This is a genomic window from Phyllobacterium sp. SL163 (assembly GCF_049896885.1).
GTDB classification, from domain to species: domain Bacteria; phylum Pseudomonadota; class Alphaproteobacteria; order Rhizobiales; family Rhizobiaceae; genus Phyllobacterium; species Phyllobacterium calauticae.
In genome coordinates this window covers 208459-226075 of sequence record NZ_JAFCVE010000005.1, presented here as the reverse complement: position 1 = coordinate 226075, position 17617 = coordinate 208459, and the positions used below count along the sequence as shown (strand labels likewise).

General features: G+C 57.2%; 15 protein-coding genes. 6 read left to right on the top strand and 9 right to left on the bottom strand.

The features are described 5' to 3' along the window. Position 1: 1 nt before the first annotated feature. The gene (locus ACP7B1_RS13315; protein ID WP_346308106.1) at positions 2 to 865 is read left to right on the top strand and encodes a protein-L-isoaspartate O-methyltransferase family protein; all 864 of its coding nucleotides are present in this window, start codon (positions 2 to 4) and stop codon (positions 863 to 865) included. A gap of 53 nt (positions 866 to 918) precedes the next feature. Here the strand turns inward: ACP7B1_RS13315 and ACP7B1_RS13310 are convergent, their stop codons facing one another. The 9 genes from ACP7B1_RS13310 to ACP7B1_RS13270 all read right to left on the bottom strand — a co-directional run bounded on the left by ACP7B1_RS13310 (position 919) and on the right by ACP7B1_RS13270 (position 11551). Beyond that, entirely contained in the window at positions 919 to 1746 is an 828-nt protein-coding gene (locus tag ACP7B1_RS13310) for a DUF2182 domain-containing protein (protein ID WP_346308105.1), read from the bottom strand. After that, positions 1743 to 2378, bottom strand: a complete 636-nt coding sequence (locus ACP7B1_RS13305; RefSeq protein WP_346308104.1) for a DUF1326 domain-containing protein — start codon at positions 2376 to 2378, stop codon at positions 1743 to 1745. Before ACP7B1_RS13305 ends, ACP7B1_RS13310 begins: the two co-directional genes overlap by 4 nt. Positions 2379 to 2480: 102 nt before the next feature. Further along, positions 2481 to 3161, bottom strand: a complete 681-nt coding sequence (locus tag ACP7B1_RS13300) for a peroxiredoxin-like family protein (protein WP_346308103.1) — start codon at positions 3159 to 3161, stop codon at positions 2481 to 2483. A gap of 23 nt (positions 3162 to 3184) precedes the next feature. Then, positions 3185 to 6454, bottom strand: a complete 3270-nt coding sequence (locus tag ACP7B1_RS13295) for an adenylate/guanylate cyclase domain-containing protein (RefSeq protein ID WP_426136962.1) — start codon at positions 6452 to 6454, stop codon at positions 3185 to 3187. A gap of 289 nt (positions 6455 to 6743) precedes the next feature. Next, on the bottom strand, positions 6744 to 7505 hold the full coding sequence (locus tag ACP7B1_RS13290; protein WP_346308101.1) for an SDR family oxidoreductase: 762 nt from the start codon (positions 7503 to 7505) through the stop codon (positions 6744 to 6746). 15 nt (positions 7506 to 7520) lie between these two features. After that, positions 7521 to 8333 carry an ABC transporter permease gene (locus ACP7B1_RS13285; protein ID WP_346308100.1) on the bottom strand — a complete coding sequence of 271 codons (813 nt, stop codon included), beginning with the start codon at positions 8331 to 8333 and terminating at the stop codon, positions 7521 to 7523. Then, positions 8333 to 9199, bottom strand: a complete 867-nt coding sequence (locus tag ACP7B1_RS13280; RefSeq protein WP_346308099.1) for an ABC transporter permease — start codon at positions 9197 to 9199, stop codon at positions 8333 to 8335. The genes ACP7B1_RS13285 and ACP7B1_RS13280 overlap by 1 nt, the downstream gene beginning before the upstream one ends. A 76-nt stretch (positions 9200 to 9275) precedes the next feature. After that, positions 9276 to 10436 (bottom strand): polyamine ABC transporter substrate-binding protein, encoded by a 1161-nt coding sequence (locus ACP7B1_RS13275; RefSeq protein WP_346308098.1) that lies wholly within the window; start codon positions 10434 to 10436, stop codon positions 9276 to 9278. Positions 10437 to 10462: 26 nt separating this feature from the next. Continuing rightward, positions 10463 to 11551 carry an ABC transporter ATP-binding protein gene (locus ACP7B1_RS13270; RefSeq protein ID WP_346308097.1) on the bottom strand — a complete coding sequence of 363 codons (1089 nt, stop codon included), beginning with the start codon at positions 11549 to 11551 and terminating at the stop codon, positions 10463 to 10465. Between the two features lie 184 nt (positions 11552 to 11735). On the opposite strand from ACP7B1_RS13270, the gene ACP7B1_RS13265 reads away from it, so the two are divergent. The 5 genes from ACP7B1_RS13265 (at position 11736) to ACP7B1_RS13245 (ending at position 17600) form a co-directional block, all read left to right on the top strand. Continuing rightward, positions 11736 to 12542, top strand: coding sequence for a helix-turn-helix transcriptional regulator (locus tag ACP7B1_RS13265; RefSeq protein ID WP_346308096.1), 807 nt, complete (start codon positions 11736 to 11738; stop codon positions 12540 to 12542). A 175-nt stretch (positions 12543 to 12717) separates the two neighbouring features. Then, positions 12718 to 13635 carry a cation diffusion facilitator family transporter gene (locus ACP7B1_RS13260; protein WP_346308095.1) on the top strand — a complete coding sequence of 306 codons (918 nt, stop codon included), beginning with the start codon at positions 12718 to 12720 and terminating at the stop codon, positions 13633 to 13635. A gap of 87 nt (positions 13636 to 13722) precedes the next feature. Further along, entirely contained in the window at positions 13723 to 14076 is a 354-nt protein-coding gene (locus ACP7B1_RS13255; protein ID WP_346308094.1) for an ArsR/SmtB family transcription factor, read from the top strand. Further along, positions 14073 to 14537 carry an SRPBCC domain-containing protein gene (locus ACP7B1_RS13250; RefSeq protein ID WP_346308093.1) on the top strand — a complete coding sequence of 155 codons (465 nt, stop codon included), beginning with the start codon at positions 14073 to 14075 and terminating at the stop codon, positions 14535 to 14537. Before ACP7B1_RS13255 ends, ACP7B1_RS13250 begins: the two co-directional genes overlap by 4 nt. Before the next feature lie 201 nt (positions 14538 to 14738). Further along, positions 14739 to 17600 (top strand): S10 family serine carboxypeptidase-like protein, encoded by a 2862-nt coding sequence (locus tag ACP7B1_RS13245; protein WP_426136961.1) that lies wholly within the window; start codon positions 14739 to 14741, stop codon positions 17598 to 17600. Positions 17601 to 17617 lie beyond the last annotated feature (17 nt).

Genomic DNA, 17617 nt, shown 5'->3' with positions numbered 1-17617 from the left:
CATGACACCTGACGAGCTGAAGATAGTACGGCGCGCCTATGCGATGCAGATCGCAGCAGCTGCAGGGATCGCTGACGAACCCGTAGAGGACGCATTTGCGACCGTGCCGCGAGAGGATTATCTGGGGCCGGGACCGTGGCCCGTCCTGCGTTGGCAGGAAGCCTATACTCCGACGCCCACTGCCGATCCGGTTTATCTCTACACCGACAGTCTTGTCGGAATTCTGCCTGAACGGCATATCAACAACGGGCAACCCTCGCTGCATGCTTTCCTTCTTTCACAGAGCACGTCGCGAGAAGGCGAACACATCGTGCATGTGGGGGCGGGCGTTGGCTATTATTCGGCGATTATGGCGCAACTCGTTGGTCCATCCGGCAAGGTGACCGCGATTGAATATGACCCGGAACTTGCTGAAAGGGCCCGCGCAAACCTAGCCGGGTATTCGAACGTTTGCGTGATACAGGGCGATGGAAGCAAAGTTGACTTCGAATCCGCCGACTTGATCTATATCAACGCGGGGGCTACCAAGCCCGCAGATATCTGGCTCGACCGCCTCAAGGAAGGCGGAAGGCTGATCCTTCCGCTCACGACCGAAAAGGGCTTCAGCAGCGATTGGAGCAAAATACAACTCCATGGTGCCGTCTTTCTGATAACGCGCGAAGCAGAGACGTTTTGGGCCAAGTGGATATCGCCGGTAGCGATCTTCCCATGCGAGGGGATGCGCGATGCAGCATCAGAAAAGGCGCTCGCGAGAGCCTTTGAGAGCGGCGACTATAAGCGGGTCGCTCGCCTCTATCGCACCGACGACATACCAACTGAACGCTGCTGGCTGCGGGCTCCAGGCTGGTCGCTTACCTACGATTGAGAGCCGGTTTCGAGCAAGAGTGCATTTTCCAATATTCCATGGCGCCGGACAAATCAGAGGATCGTTGCTCCCAGCAACCACAACCCAGCCAGGCACAACCCGACGCCGGACAGGCGGGAAAACCAGCGTCCCCTTGCCACAAGCTTTTCGGCAAGGACAAAGATTGCGACGGCCGCAATCCACAGGACATTCATCACCCCGCCGATGAAGAGCAAACCCATCAACGCCCAGCAGCATCCAATGCAATAGATGCCGTGGCGAAATCCAAGGGCAACGGAGCCCAACGGGTCACGCCGGAACCCGCCGTGCAGATGAATGAACATGACGGGCGCCTGACATTGTCGGAGGCAAACATCCTTCAGGGGCGTCCACTGAAACAGCCCGACTGCGATGAGCGTAACCCCACTGAAAATTCCGCTCGCGCTCGTCATCATGGGGGTAAGCAGCAAGGTGCTCTCCAGTGCCCATTGACCAAGGGTCGCCGCACAGGCGAAAGCCGTCCAGGCCAGAAAATAGCCGGCAACGAAAAATCCCGTTGCAGCCAATGGCTTGCCCTGCACCTCGCCGTGACGGCCGACCCGCGCATAGAGCAAAATCATCGGTGCGGCGGAGGGGGTCATCATGCCGATCATCATGACCACCCACATCAACATCGTGACGGCAAATTCGGTCGTGCTCCACGACCGAAACCCGGACATCATCATCACATCGACGGAAGCCGCGTCCATGCCCTGCATTGCCATGCCATCGCTGTTCATGCTACGCGCGAGCCAGAGAACATAGGCCCAGGCGATCATCGTGAGCACGGCAAGGGATGCGGCGACGATCAATCGATCGCGTCGAAGTACCGCTTCGAGCGCTGTGGCGCCCGTGGCACTCAATGCACGACACCACTCTGGGTCAGGTGCAGTCTGGCGAACTGCGCATGAGAGTTGGGAATAGACAGCTTCAGGGGACCTTGCGTCTCGGCCCATCCGCGCCCCACTTCGCATGTGTCATATTCAAAACCGTTTGGCAGATTGATGCGCGCCCGATGGGTCTGGCCCGTGACGGGGTTGAGGATCGGCTCGCCGCGAGCCTCGATCCATCCCGGAACGTTCAAGTGCGCCGCACGGCCATTCACATCGACTTCAAAATCTATTTTTGCAAAGACCGGGTCGTGGACTTTCTCGAACGTCGTCGAAAAGACCTGGAAGAAAGTCGCGCCGGGATCGGTATCCAACCCGCTCATGATGCGCAACAGCGCTTCCCGCTGCTCCGCCGAAGCGCGCTCGTCGACGATCGGCACGGCTTGGCCCTTGCCCTCATGGATCGCTCCTGGCCAGGCCACGATCATGGCGCATTTCAACCCGTCCAGTTTGGTGGTTCCGTGATGGCCTTCTTCGATCGTAAGGGCTGCAACCGCGCAGCAATCCCCCCGGGTAGGCAAAGCGTTGAACTGACAGGGGCAACCATAGGCGCAGTTGCAGTGTACGAATTCACGGCCCACGAGAGTCCATTTAACGTCCGTCATTTTCTCCTCCTCATTATTGTTTTATTTTGTTCTTTGTTCTCCAACGGATATTTGACAGTTCATCCGGCGCCGGGCCTGCCTTGCAGGCAGAACAGCGTCGCTCTACCCCGCGATCTGCGAAGCGGCGGACATCAGTTCCTGCGGTGCCGGTACCCCAAACATGTAACGGCCACCTTCGGGTACTTCGGTAAAGCTCCAGCGCACGATACCGTCACGATCGAGCAGAAACTCTCCCACAAGCTGACCTTCACCGGTTGCGATCATCTGGCGGTCGGCTTCGGAAAATTCGTATCCATCCAATTTGTCGAGAAACTCGACCGCTGCCATTGCATTCATCGGTTCGGGTAATTCGCCCGGCATCTCAATGCGCATATTCGTGACGGCCTCTGCGCTGATCTTGCGTGGCCAATCGCTTTCAGCTTCGGTGAATTCGACATTGGGCAGGCCGAATGCCCGGTGCGAGATCCGTTCCGGGTCGGATGCAGCCAAAAGGTTGGGCAATGGGTGATATCTGAAATAGAGCCGGGCGCGGTCGATTGGCGTGTTCACCACAGTCAGACTGTCAATGCCTTTCTCGCGCAGGGCGCCTTCAAGCTGCGACATGGCTGTGATCTGGCGCCGGCAGAACGGGCAATGCAAACCGCGAAACAGGCCTACCAATACCGGTTTGCGGCCGCGAAAATCATCGATTGCGACTTTGCCCTGGCGGGTAATCGCGTCAAGCACAACATTGGGTGCCCGGTCGCCCGGCTGTAACGGTCCTTTGATATGAGGCTCCGACATATGAGTCATCCCCTTCCACTCGGCTAATCGAGAAATGGCAATACGACAAGCGCTTCGGGGTCGAGCCCATGCTGTGCGCAGACCTCTTGCGCCATGGCGAAATATCGCTCCGCCTCGGCCAAATCATCGAGGTCGAGATTGAGCGTCGCCAACCCATCATAACACGGAAACAGCAATTGTGGTTCACCGATTTCGCGTGCTACGTCGAGGGCCTCATTGTAACATTCACGCGCCAGTTCCGGTTGATCATGGCACTGATGAATTTGTCCGAGCACGATGAGGGGAACCGAGAGATGGTCGCGCTGATCCAGCGCCCGATCGATCTCGATTGCCTTTTCGGCCGCTGGCACGCCCTCGCTGATGCACCGGTCGGTAAAGGTGCAGTAGGCCACGGCAAGATTGGCAAGAAGACGCGCCTGAAAGCCCAGATCGCCGATGCGGCGCGCCACCCCGAGCCCGCGCTGGCACACCCGGATCGCGCGTTCCGGATTGACCATGGTATAGAGCACCGACAGATTGGTGTAGCCGCGACAGGCGGCACTTAGAAGGCCTGCATCTTCAGCGACCTTGACACTATGCTCCACCTCGCTCACCGCCTCCTGGCTCCGGCCAAGCCGTGCAAGCGCCACCCCTTTGGTGTTCAGCGCTTCGGCCGTGACCCGAGCAGTTTCGATGTCACTTTCGGCGCCGGTTTCGGGTGCCATGGTTTGAACAAAACGCAGTGCTTCATCCGCCCACCGCACAGCGGCCGTGTGGTCGCCAGTGCGAAATGCAAGGCGGCCGCGTTCCTGCGAGAGATGCGCATGCTCGATCAGCGGATCTATCCCTTCAAGCAGTGCTGCTGCCTCGGCATAGCGTGTCTCGGCTTGATCGCGTTTGCCGGAGTCCCAAAGCAATCGCCCAAGCTTGCGCAATATTCTTGCGGTAGCGGCGAGATCACCCTTGGCGCGATGAATATTAAGGACGGTTTGGTATTGCTCATCGGCGACATCGCGCTGACCTGCGGGTCCGCAGAGATCTGCAATGCGTTCGCGTAAGAGCAGCGATTCCGGTCCGTGGTCGCCAGTATTCGACAGGGCATCCAGTGCCTGCCTGTAGAGACGGACCGCGTCATCGTTGGCGTATGTCTTGCGTGCCCGATCGCCCGCTGCCATCAGGTAGTGCGCACCTTTCGTCGTGGCGGCGGTTTGGCTGAAATGGTGACCCAACATTGCCAGATCTTCGAGACGTTCTGGATCGTCTCCATACAATCGTTCCAATGTATCACCGATGAGCTCATGCATCTCAATGCGTCGTTGCAACAGGAGATTGTGGTAAATCACATCGTGAAGCAGCGTCTGGATGAAGCGATAACCTGGCGCCGATACCGGGTTTGCACCGGGGATTTCCTCGATGATTTCAGCATCGCAAAGGAGATCGAGCCCCGCTTCGACGTTTGCCGGGGCTGCCGAAATGGTCTTCAATAATTCCGCGTCGAAACGCGGCCCGATAACTGCGGCCTCCTGGGCCAATCTGCGCACTTCCGGCGGCAGCCTGTCCATTCGGGCGAGCAACATTGCCTGTATCCCGACGGGAATGTCGGCAGCTGCCTCCCTGTTTGCCACCCGCCAATGCCGGTTGTCCCTTTGCACAGCCCCAACCTCGATGAAATGACGCACAATTTCCTCGATGAACAGAGGATTGCCGTTGGCGCGATCGACAATGCTGTTGCACAGATCGGCTGGCAATCCGCCGGGGCCATGACCGAAGAATGCACTGAGCATTTTTCGACCATCATTGGCATGCAAAGGAGGGAGGCGCAGCGCCGTCAAGCTGATACGGCTTGAATCCAGCATATCCGTATCAAACGCAGGCCGATGGGTCGTCAGCAGCATGAAGCGGCTACGCTCCAGACGGTCCATCAAAAAGCGCAATGCTTCGAGCGATGCGGTATCAGCCCAATGGAGGTCTTCGACGACAAGCAGCAGGGGCGAACGCGCCAGGCGCTGCTCGAAAATAGTGCGGATTGCATAGAAGATCTGCCGGCGCAATTGCTCGGGTTCAACCTGATGCAGCACATCATCGGATTCGCCAAGACCGATAACGTAAAGCAGAAGCGGCATCAATTGCTTCACTTCGCCGGCGGCAAGGCCAAGGTCGCTCAGCCCGGCGGCGAGCAAATCCTTTGTTTTCTCCGGTGAATCATTGGCGTTGATTTCATAGGCACTGCGCAACACAGCAGCGAGTGTGCCATATGACGGCTCGCCGAGCGGTGAACAGATGGCTCGCCGGACCACAACATTGGTGAAACGAGGATCATCACGCGTGTTTGCCAGGAATTCCTCGGTCAGGCGTGATTTCCCAATGCCTGCCTCGCCGATCAGCCGTACCAGTTGGGCTCGACCAGCGGCTGCCAGATCAAGACAGCCAAGCATACGGGCAAGTTCCTTTTCACGCCCGACCAGTGGCGCACTCAGGCCGAGTGTTTCGAGGCCCCGCGCGGTGCGGGGCTCCTCGAGTGCTCCCATCAGCCGATGTACGAGAACGCTGCCAACCTTGCCACGCAAGGCCTGGTCACCAAGGGAATCATAAGAGAATGCATGTCGTGTGAGGCGATAGGTCAGCGGCCCAACGAGGATCTCACCCGGTTTCGCCATCGACTGCAGCCGTTGTGCGCTGTTCACCGTATCGCCCGTCACTGAATAGGATTTGGCGATGCCCGCACCAAAGCCGCCGGCAACGACCGGGCCTGTATTGATACCAACATGCAGAATCAGGGGCGAATGCGAGCGTGTTTGCCAGCGTTTTCCTACCATTGCGGCCCGGCTGACCATGTCCAGCGCCGCTTGGAGTGCTCGCTCAGGGTCGTCTTCATGTGCGACCGGTGCACCGAACAATGCGAGCAGCGCATCGCCAATGAATTTGTCGACAAAGCCCCCGAAGCCCTGTACAGCCGCCGTCAGCTCTTCAAAAAGTTCGTTTTGGAGCGTTTGCATGACTTCCGGATCGAGTTGTTCACTCAATGTGGTGAAACCGCAGAGATCGGCAAACAACACGGTAACGGTACGGCGATCCGCACCGGTTTCGGATTTTACCAGCGTGGGCCGGAGGGCTTGGCGGGACGATTCTCGCGGCCTTTGCAGGCCGCTGATTGTCGGCGGATCGGCGATCTGGGCTCCGCATTTTGGGCAGAACACGAAGTCTGGTGGGCACAGATATTCGCAGTTGGGGCACGCGCTAGCTTGTTTCGCGCCACATTTTGGGCAAAACGCAAAACCGCTTTGAACGTCAAAACCGCAACCCGTGCAGTTCATCGATATGACCTCACAGGAACCCGGATGTACGATCCTGCCGCGCTTTATCCCGCGCGCTGGATTCCCCATTAAATAATGAACCTGCTGCGAGGGGCTGGCAAGCGGCCCATAATGTGAGAATGCTGGAGACAATCGGGTTGCAAGTGCTTCAGCGGGGCATTACTGAAGACATGTCGGCACCACTCCTCTTGGGTGCTGACATCCCCCACCCCAGGGAGAAGGTCTTGGGCCTTCACAACTTGGCCGGACCCAATGGTCCGGCCCTTTTCAAGAGATGACCGAGCTGGGCTCAGGAGATCGTTTCCCCCCCATCCACCACGAGCGCTTGCCCGGTAATGTAGGACGAACGATCTGAAACCAGAAACAGGATCGATTCGGCTATCTCCTCGACGTGTGCCCAGCGCCCCAATGGAACCTGCTCTTGCACATAGGCTTCTATTGCACCACGTCCGCCCATTTGGCCGATGAAAGGTTCGTTGAAGGGGGTATCAACCCAACCGGGGCAAAGCGCGTTTACACGGATTCCAAATCGCGCGTAATCGCCGGCCATTTGGCGGGTCATCGCGATGACAGCATGTTTGGTGGTCGTGTATGCAATCATCTCGCGATCATAGAGGACGCCGGACGATGATGATGTGTTGAGTATGACGCCTTTGCCCGCGGCTTTCATCACCGGCATGACAAGACGGGAGGCCATGAAATGCGCCCGTACATTGAGACTCCACGACCGGTCGAACCCTTCAACCGGCACCTGCTCGAGGTTGCCGGCAATCTGTGCTCCGGCATGATTGTGCAAAATATCGATGCGCCCGTGCCTGGCGGCCACTGAAGATATACTTGCCGCAAGCGCCTCGTCATCGGTTACATCGACAACAGCAACTTCCGCGTGCCCGCCCGCCTTGCAAATGCGGTCCACGACGATTTCCGCATTCTCTGCATTGATGTCAATGACGACTACATGGGCACCTTCGCGCGCCAGAATGGCGGCACCGGCCTCACCGATTCCGGAGCCGGCTCCGGTGACTATAGCAACGCGATCTCTGAGGATCATGGGGTTTCCTGTGTGTCAGTTTGTTGTTTTTTTCTCACGCATCAGAATGCGGGCTATCAGGATCATCATCAGCGAGGCGACCAGAACCAGCGTGGCAATGGCATTTATCTCCGGGGTAACACCCCGGCGAATGGACGCGAAGACATAGATGGGCAAAGTCGTTTTGGAACCGGCGACGAAAAAGGCGATGATGAAATCGTCGAAGGAAAATGTGAAAGAGAGCAGAAAGCCCGCCAGCACCGACGGCAGGATTTGCGGCAGCACCACCAATCGAAAAGTGGTCAGCGGCGTTGCGTAGAGATCGCTTGAGGCTTCGACGATGTCGCGGCCAAGATTGGCGATGCGCGCCTTCACGATCATGGTCACCAATGCCATCGAAAAGAGCCCGTGCGCGGCGACAATCGATCCGTAGCCAAGCCCAAGCTGCGGCGGATTGGCACCAGGCCAAATGACGTTGAGCAGCGGATTGAGAAAGGAGAAAACTTCCACCAATGCGACGAGTGTCGCAATGCCGATCACCACGCCCGGCACGACGATGGCTGCTGCAAACAGACCATCAAGCACGGCACGTGCGCGCGTGCCCAATCGCTCCATCCCGATGGCGGCCATTGTGCCGAATATGGCGGCCAGTGTCGCGCTTGTCAGGGCGATGATGAGGCTGTTCTGCAATGCGGCAACGAGAAACGTGTTGCCCAGAGCCTTGCCATACCACATCGTCGAAAAGCCGGTGAATTCACTGGCATTGCGACCGGCATTGAAGGAAAACAGCACCACAAGCGCGATCGGCGCGTAGAGGAACACATAGACTGCCGAAATAAAAGCACGCATCAAACGAGGTCCACTTGTCTGGTTCCCGCGATCTTCCAGGCAATGCGCATGGCAATGAGCAGCACGAAAACCACTGAAATCACCAATGTGACGGCGATTGCCGATCCGAATGGCCAGTTGCGCGACTGCAGGAAGAGATCGACGAGGGCATTGCCGATGAAAAACACCTTGCCGCCGCCAAGAAGCTGCGGGATCAAATACTCGCCGAGCAGCAGGATCGTGACGAGCGACAATCCTGTCATCACCCCGGGCAGGGAGAGTGGCAGTGTGATGCTGAAAAAAGTGGAGACCGGTTTGGCACCCAGATCAGCGGACGCTTCGAGAAGGCGACGATCAAGCTTTTCCAGACTGACATAGATGGGCATGATCATGAGCGGCAGATAGCCGTAAACGATACCAAGAAGGACAGCGCCATGGGTGTTGAGGATGCGCACGTCGTCGAAACCGACCATGCTCAGAAGATTGGGAATGCCGCGGGAGCCGAGAATATACATCCAGGCATAGGTGCGCACCAAAAGGCTGGTCCAGAATGGGACAATGACCAGTGAAACAAGCAGGAGCCGATACCGGGGATTGGCCTTGACTGCGAGATAGTAGGCAACCGGATAAGCGACAATCAGGCAGATGAAGGCGCCGACAGGCGCGAGAAAGAGCGTATTCCAGAAAGCGGCAGCGCGCGATGGCAGATTGGCAAATTGTGCGAATGTGAAGGCCGGTTGATATCCGCCTTCAGGTGCGCGCTCTCCGACCGAAAAAACCAGCATGGCAATGAAGGGCAGCACGAGGAAAATGAAAAGCCAAGCCACAGCCGGTGCGACAAGCGATGCGGTCACCATCCTTCGTTTTGTGTTTATAGCCAATGCCATCGGATATCTCTTGTATGGATGATGTGCCCGTCCTTCTCTCGACTACGGGGTGCCGAGAGAAGGACAAGATGTGTTGTCAGGCTGACTTGAAGCGCGCCATGACCTCGGCACGGGCGGGGTCGGTGAGCGTGACCGCCGCGCCGAACTCCAGCGGAGTCAGTTGCCCATCCGGGGGATAGACAATGGTGTTGGAGGTAATTTCCTTCGGAAGAAGCGAAAGCACGCGGCTGTCAGTTGTCGGAGCGCCATTGGCGATATGCTCCTTGACGGCGTTGGCTGGATCCATGAGGTAGTTCAGCAGGGCGTAACCCGCCGGTTTGTTCGCGGCGCTTTTGGGGATGGCATAGAAGTCCGACCAGATCTCGCCGCCATCTTTGCCAAGAACAAACTTGATTTCCGGTACATCGCGGTTGAGCTGCGCCCCATCATTGGTCCAGCACATGGTCATCCATGCATCTCCTGCGCGCATGGCCGGCTGATAATCGCTGTTGATGGCATAGAGGTGCGGTTTGACCTTCACCAGAAGTGCTTCTGCCTTGGCCAGTTCGTCAGGTTTGACGGAGTTGAAGGAGTAGCCGAGCGAAACCAGCGCACTGCCGATCGTCGTGAGCTGATAGTCATGCACGATGGTGCGCGTGTCGGCCTCATTTTGTGCGACCTCGAAGAAATCCTTCCAGCTCGCTACGGGTGTTTTGATTTTCTTTGAGTTGAGGGCAATTCCGGTCGTGCCCCAGTTTTTTGGCACTGCATAGGTCGTGCCGCTGACGGTCCCCTCGGCGGTGAAGCGCGCCGTTTCTGTGGCCGGGCTGTAATTGGTCAGCTTCGACATATCGAGAGGATCGATCAGGCCAAGCTTTACATAGGTGGAGATGGTGTAATTGGTTGGCACAAACAGGTCCCAGCCGGTGCCTCCGGCCTGCAATTTCGCCAGCATTTCCTCATTCGAACCAAAAACATTGACTTCGACCGCAACGCCGGTTTTCGCCGTGAAAGCTTCAAACGTTGCAGGATCATGATAGTTCGGCCAGGTGGCGATCGACATTTGCTTGCCAAGGTCCTCGGCGAAGGCCGGAGACGAGAGCAAGCCGGTCTGGCCTGCCAGCACTGCGGAGGCCAGACCAAGTCCTGTAACGCCCAGGAAGTGCCGGCGGGAGACGGACCCGCGTTTGAGGCGCAGCAACTCATCCATGAACTGTGCAGCTGTTATTGGGGCATTCTCTCTATAGTTTTTAGGCATGAAGATGTTCCCTTTTTTGATATTATTCAGGCCGGAAAGATATGCGCAGCGTCGAGGTTGAAGCTCAGCACAACCCTTTCATTGGGCTCGACCAGGCTGCTCTCCGAGAGAACATGCCGATCGGCGGTGATCAGGAAATTGCCAAGCCCGTTGACGGAAACCGAGTATTCAACCGATGATCCAAGGAAGATGCGATGGGTTACAATCCCTGAAAGCCTGCCCGAGATCGATTGGTTCTGTCGATGCAAGGTGATGGCCTCTGGGCGCAGCGCCAGGGTCACTGCGCCAGGAGGCAGTGCGCTCCTTTCCCCTATCGACAGGGCACTCCCATCTGCAAGGCGCAGCGTGGCACCATCTGCTTCGACTGTTGCAGCTATTCGATTGGTCTTGCCGACAAAGTCGGCAACAAAGAGATCCCGCGGTTTGTCATAGACTTCCTGCGGGGCTGCAAGCTGTACGATGCGTCCCGCATTCATCACACAGACAAGGTCGCTCATGGAGAGGGCCTCTTCCTGGTCATGGGTTACCAGAACGAAGGTGATGCCCAGTTCGCGCTGCAATGTTTGCAGTTCGATCTGCATGGCCGTGCGCAATTTCTTGTCGAGTGCCGCGAGGGGTTCGTCCAGAAGCAGCACGGACGGCTTATTGACCAATGCGCGCGCCAAGGCCACGCGCTGCTGCTGTCCACCGGACATTTCATGGATACGGCGCTTGCCGAACCCGCCAAGCCGCACCATTTCCAGCGCCTCGCCAACCCGGCGGGATATCTCGGGCGCACTGATCTTCGGGCGGGCCTGCCTTAGCCCGTAGGAGACATTCTGTTCGACATTGAAATGCGGAAAGAGCGCGTATTGCTGAAACACCATGTTCACGGGCCGCTGGTGGGCCGGGACACCGTTCATGGGTTTGCCGTTGATCAGGACGTCGCCCGTCGTGGGCTGTTCGAAACCGCCAATCATACGCAGGCACGTCGTCTTGCCGCAACCGGAAGGGCCGAGCAAAGCGACGAATGCGCCCTTTGGGACCTGGAGATTAATATCGGAGACAGCGGTCACGGCGCCATAGGATTTGCTGACCGACCGAAATTCGATGTCGTTCACTGAATGAGATGTCACATTAGTCCCCTGCGGCTTTTAAGTTACATTGGTCAGTCTGCGCTGCCTTTGCCACCGTCATGACCAGCAAAGTAGCCAATCCGTGACTGTGCGGTATATACCCCAAAAGAGGTATTTCATCAGGTCAATACCAATGTAAGGTGTATATGCAATTGCGGTTATGAAAAGATGAGGGGCCGGCACGATGAGCGTCGATATTGAAACGCTATTCGATGTGTTTCGCCGGTTTGTAGGCAGATCGACAATGCTATCGCATGAGTTTGGCGATCTTTTTCGCCAGATGATGCGCTCGCTCGTCAAGTTCGATCACGTGGTGATGTTTGCTTATCGCGGGAATGAACGCCCCATTGATCTCTACAGCACCTTTGATCCGGCGGAGCAGGTCATTTTCGTCAATCTGTATCAAATGGGCCCCTATCTCCTCGATCCCTTCTATCACAACGCCCGCGAGGCGAGGTCCGGCATCTGGCGCATGCGCGAGCTTGCACCAGACCGCTTTTTTTCCAGCGAGTACTATCGCACCTATTATGTTCAGACAGGACTTGCCGAGGAAATTGGCTTCTTCGTTCCCATCGCGCAGGACTTGACAATTGTGCTCTCGCTGATGCGGCGCGAAGAAACCGGTCCCTTTGCAACGCAAGATCTTTCGCTATTGCGCAAGGCTGAGCCGCTGATCGCACGACTGGTGAAACACTATTATCAGGATATCGGCCTTCTCTTTGACGCAGCCGTTGCAAAGCAAAGGAAAGGGCGTCGCAAGGACAAGTTAAATGCCGCTGACACAGTGTGGCGCGATCTCAACCTGACGGATCGCGAGGCGGCGATCATCGAACTTGTGCTGCAAGGGCACTCGTCAGAATCCATCGGATTGCGGCTTTCGATCACCATGGGTACTGTAAAGGTTCACCGGCGCAATGTTTACCGCAAGCTCGGCATATCGTCCCAGACCCAACTTCTTTCCATCTACCTGAAGAAGTTGGGCGAGCATTAGATTGGGGGCGTCGGGGCATTGGCCGATGCTCGTTGTCCCGCGGGGCGCGGACGGGTTTTATGTCGGAATGTTTATCCGCAAGTGTGTTGCCTGCCCGGAATCCTTGTCGGTCATCTTGTGATGGTGATACGGTTCGCCGGGATATCATTCCGACACTCATGACCGGAGGCCACCGTTGAACAGCGAACAGGGCATTCTTCGCATATCCATAGCTGTTACAATCTGTGTCGCGGGCTTTGGCGTGATATTCGGCTTGCTGGCAGGGTCTTTCTCCATCGTATTTGACGGTGTCTACATGCTGGCCGATGCCGCGATGAGCGGCCTGGCTCTGGGGGTTGCGCGGCTGATCGCATTATCCGCTGTTCCGACCGGAAAACTCCGGGAACGGTTCACAATGGGTTTTTGGCATCTTGAACCCATGGTGCTTGGCCTCAACGGCATTATGCTATCGGGCGTTGCGATTTATGCATTGATCAACGCGATCGGCAGCCTGATGAGTGGCGGCCGCGATCTCGAGTTCAGCTTCGCGATTTTCTATGCCGCCGTTGCTCTCATTGCCTGCACGGTCATGGCAGTCGTTGAAATGAAAATGAATAAACGTCTGCATTCCGACTTTGTCGCTTTGGACGCCAAGGCCTGGATTATGTCCGGAGGCATCACCGCTGCACTATTGGTGGCATTTTCCGTTGGTTATGCAATAGAGGGAACGCGGCTCGACTGGATCACCCCCTATATTGATCCGGCAGTCCTTGCCCTTGTCTGCGTCGTTATCATTCCACTTCCCATCGGCACGATCAGGCAGGCACTGGCCGATATCTTTCTGATCACGCCCCCGGCGTTGAAATTGCACGTCGACACCGTCGCGCAACATTTTGTTGAGCGATATGGCTTCGTTTCCTACCGCGCTTATGTGGCAAAGGTCGGACGCGGAAAGCAGATTGAGCTGTACTTCATTGTCCCTATGGGGTGGCCGTCAAGGCGTCTTGAGGAATGGGATTCTATCCGGGATGAGATCGGCGAAGCCATAGGCGACGAAAGTACAGACCGGTGGCTGACAATTGCATTCACCACTGATCTGGAATGGGCGGTCTGACCGCAGGCTGGGACATCATGCCCAATCCGGTGTCAAGACGTGTGCTCCCTATTGACTATAATGAATATGTTATATAACAAATATGTTATGAACATTTCAACTGACGCGACAAATCTCGATGCTGCATTTTTAGCGCTGGCCGACCCCACACGCCGGGCAATTCTTGCGCGCCTGGCGCATGGTGAGGAGACGGTGATGCAGTTGGCTGAACCCTTCGCGATGACCCAGCCAGCAATTTCTCGGCATTTGAAGGTGCTCGAAAATGCCGGGCTGATTGTCCGGCGGATTCAAGGCACGAAGCGGCCGTGCCGGTTATCGAGCGCCGGGATCGAAACCGTCGATCGATGGCTTGCGATGCTAAGGGATGCGCTGGCTCAGAACTACGACAGGCTCGATGGAGTCCTGGCAGACATGGTTGAGAATGGAGAGGAATTGAAATGAGCAAACTAACGATCAAGACCGAGGGCGATCTGCATGTTGTGGTGACGAGGCATTTCAATGCGCCGCCTCAAGCCGTTTACCGTGCACACATAGAGCCAACGCTGATTCAAAGATGGATGCTTGGGCCGGACGGATGGACAATGCCCGTCTGCACCAACGAGGCGCGCCCTGGCGGGAAGATCCGATTTGAATGGAAAGGCCCTGACGGCAGTGGCTTTTATCTGACAGGCGAATATCTGGAATTGGAGCCTTATAGCCGCATTGTTCATATCGAGCGGATGCATCTTCCACACACGACGCCAGACAACCATGTGGAAACGCGGTTCGATCCGGACGGATCCGGTACGCTGATGACCATGCGTATGACCTTGCCTGACGCTGAAACGCGATCGATGATGCTGGCAAGCGGCATGGAGCACGGCATGGAAGCGAGTTATGTCCGGCTGGAGGGATTGATCTAGGCCGTTTCTACAGGGCGGTGGCAGAAGCACCGCTCACCCTCCCGCAAATCCAGGGCACGCGGTGCCATCGGCTCTTCGGGGTTGGTGCCGGATCAAGATAGGCGTCGCCTCAAAGCGGCGCCTATCTGATTTACAGGGCAAAGCTTGAGGTCTAGGATCATGGCAGCAGAGAAAATGTTACCTAGTATCGGAGTGTGATCCATGACCGAGGTTTCATCTGTTGAAGAATCCCCCTCAGACCAACCCGTTCTCGATACCACGCCTTACGGCGCAGGGCCTGATGATTCCGTTGCAAGTGCGGCAGAGAATGCTGCGGTTACTCACCACGTGGCCGTGATTGGCGGCAAGCCAATTCCCTATACAGCGCGTGCCGGCCATCTGGTTACCGTTAATCCATCCAGTGCACAGCCGGCAGCGGCGTTCTTCTACGTCAGTTTTGCCGCTGATGGCGTCGATCCGTCGACGCGCCCGGTCACGTTTTTCTACAATGGCGGGCCGGGGTCCTCGTCGGTGTTCCTGTTGCTCGGGTCGTTTGCGCCGCGGCGTATCAAGACCAGTATGCCCGATTTTACGCCGCCCGCTCCCTACACCATTGAAGACAATCCGGACAGTCTGCTGGATCGCAGCGATCTGGTGTTCATCAATCCCGTTGGCACCGGCTATTCAAGCGCAATTGCGCCGAACCGGAACCGGGATTTTTGGGGCGTCGATCAGGACGCGCGCTCGATTGCCCAATTCATCAAGCGTTATTTGACCGCCTTTGATCGATGGAATTCACCCAAATTCCTCTTTGGCGAATCCTATGGCACGCCCCGCACCTGTGTATTGGCATGGATGCTGCATGAAGACGGTGTCGATATCAACGGCCTGACGCTGCAGTCGTCGATCCTCGATTATACGCAAACCGGCAATCCGGTTGGACTGTTGCCGACATTGGCGGCAGACGCCTGGTATCATAATAAAGTCAATGTGGGGGTGCGGCCGCCGCTGCCTGCCTTCATGGATACGGTGAAGGCCTTCGCGCAGGGCCCTTATGCAAAGGCTTTGACGGATTTTCCCAAGTTTGACGCGGCGACATTGCAGACACTGAGTGATTATCTCGGCATTTCGCCCGTCGTCCTCACGTCCTGGAGCTTGAATGTCGAGGCGAACAATGGTGCCAATCTTCTCTTCCTGACGACCCTCCTGCAGGATCGGGGGCTGGCGCTTGGGGCCTATGATGGAAGGGTGACTGCCATCGATACGGGAATTGCCGGCCAGATTGACCCTAATTCCGGCGGCAATGACCCGACGATGACCGCCGTGAGCGGCGTCTATACCGCCATGTGGAATACCTATCTGAACGATGAGTTGAAGTTCACGGCTCTGTCACCCTTCGCCGATCTCAACGATCAGGCATTTCAAAATTGGGATTTCGGCCACATCGATCCAACGGGCGCTCAGAGAGGCGGCAAGGATGCCAATGGCAACCCGGTTCTCTACACGGCCGGCGATCTGGCGGCAGTGATGGCTCTCAATCCCAGCCTCAAGGTGTTTTCCGCCAATGGCTATTATGATTCCGTCACGCCATTCTTCCAGACCGCGCTGACGTTGGCGGATATGCCGCTCACCAATCCGTCGGTGCGCGCCAATCTGACTATTCGCAACTATCCGTCGGGGCACATGATTTATCTTGATGGCGAGTCCCGGACCGCGTTGAAAGCTGATCTCAGTGTTTTCTACGACAGCACAAGGGCCCGTTTCATTGCCCGGGCGCTGCGCAGCGAACAGTCTGCCATTTGCAGGCCTTATTTCAAACTTCGGGATCCTGTCGAGGCGCAGAAGACAGGCCGTGGCCAGGCGGTACCGGCAAGCTGGGGCGTTCCTGATCTTTGCAAGGCCTATGACTGGCCGCAAAGCCTTCTCGGCGGCGGTGTGATTGCCATTGTTGAGCTCGGCGGCGGCTGGGTGGCGAGCGACATGGACGCGTATTTTGCAGCGCTGGGGCAGCCTGTGCCTCAGATCGTTGATGTGCCGGTTGCCGGTGCCGGGAACAATCCCAATAGGAACAATGGCCGGTCTGGTGATGCCGATGTCGAGGTTGCACTCGACATTCAAATCGCGGCCGCGTCCTATTATGCGGCAACCGGCCGGCCCGCTTCGATCCGGGTTTACTGGGCGTCGCCTCAACCCAGTGGAATTGCAGCGGCGGTGCGGGCGGCGGCAGCCGATGGCTGCGATGTCTGCTCGCTTTCCTGGGGTGCCGATGAGGCACTTTGGGTCAAGGCCGGACAGGGCACCAGCCAGGACCTGGTTAGCCAGATGCAAGCTGCCGCGCAGGCGGCGACAACTGCTGGCATGGTGATTTTCGCTGCGGCTGGCGACAATAATTCAAGTGATGGTGGCAGCAGTCCGGCCAATGTCGACATGCCTGCGTCCTGCCCGAATGTGATTGGCTGCGGTGGAACCTCCAAATCGGCTGCAGGTGAAGTGGTCTGGAATGAAGATCCGGGCAATCCGGACGGCAATGGGACGGGCGGCGGCTTCTCGACATTGTTTGCGCCGCAACCGTGGGAGGCCGGTGCGCCGCACGGGCCGGGCCGGATGGTGCCTGATGTTGCGGCGCATGCCGATCCGCGCAATGGCTATGAGATTTGCGTGCACGGGCAGACGATGGTCGTCGGCGGCACCAGCGCGGTGGCACCTCTCTATGCAGGCCTGTTTGCCGCTTTTGGCCGAAAACTTGGTTTTATCACACCCAAACTCTGGCTGAACCATATGTGCTTCAACGATATCACTGTGGGTGACAATGGCTATTACCGGGCACGCATTGGTCCCGACCCCTGTACGGGCATCGGTTCGCCTATCGGCTCGAAACTCGCCGCCTTGTTTGATGCCCCGGCTGCCGGGATGCTCCATCTGGAACCGTTGGCACTCCCGAGGATCGTTCCTGACGGTTGGAGCGGCTCCGTTTATCTCACCTTTGTCGAGGGGAAGCTCACCGGCAAGCCGCGCCTGGAACCGTCACCGGACAAACCTGTTCCGCAGGCTCGAACTGTCCGCAAACGGGCGCCGGCGAAATAGGTGTTGCCGGCACTCCC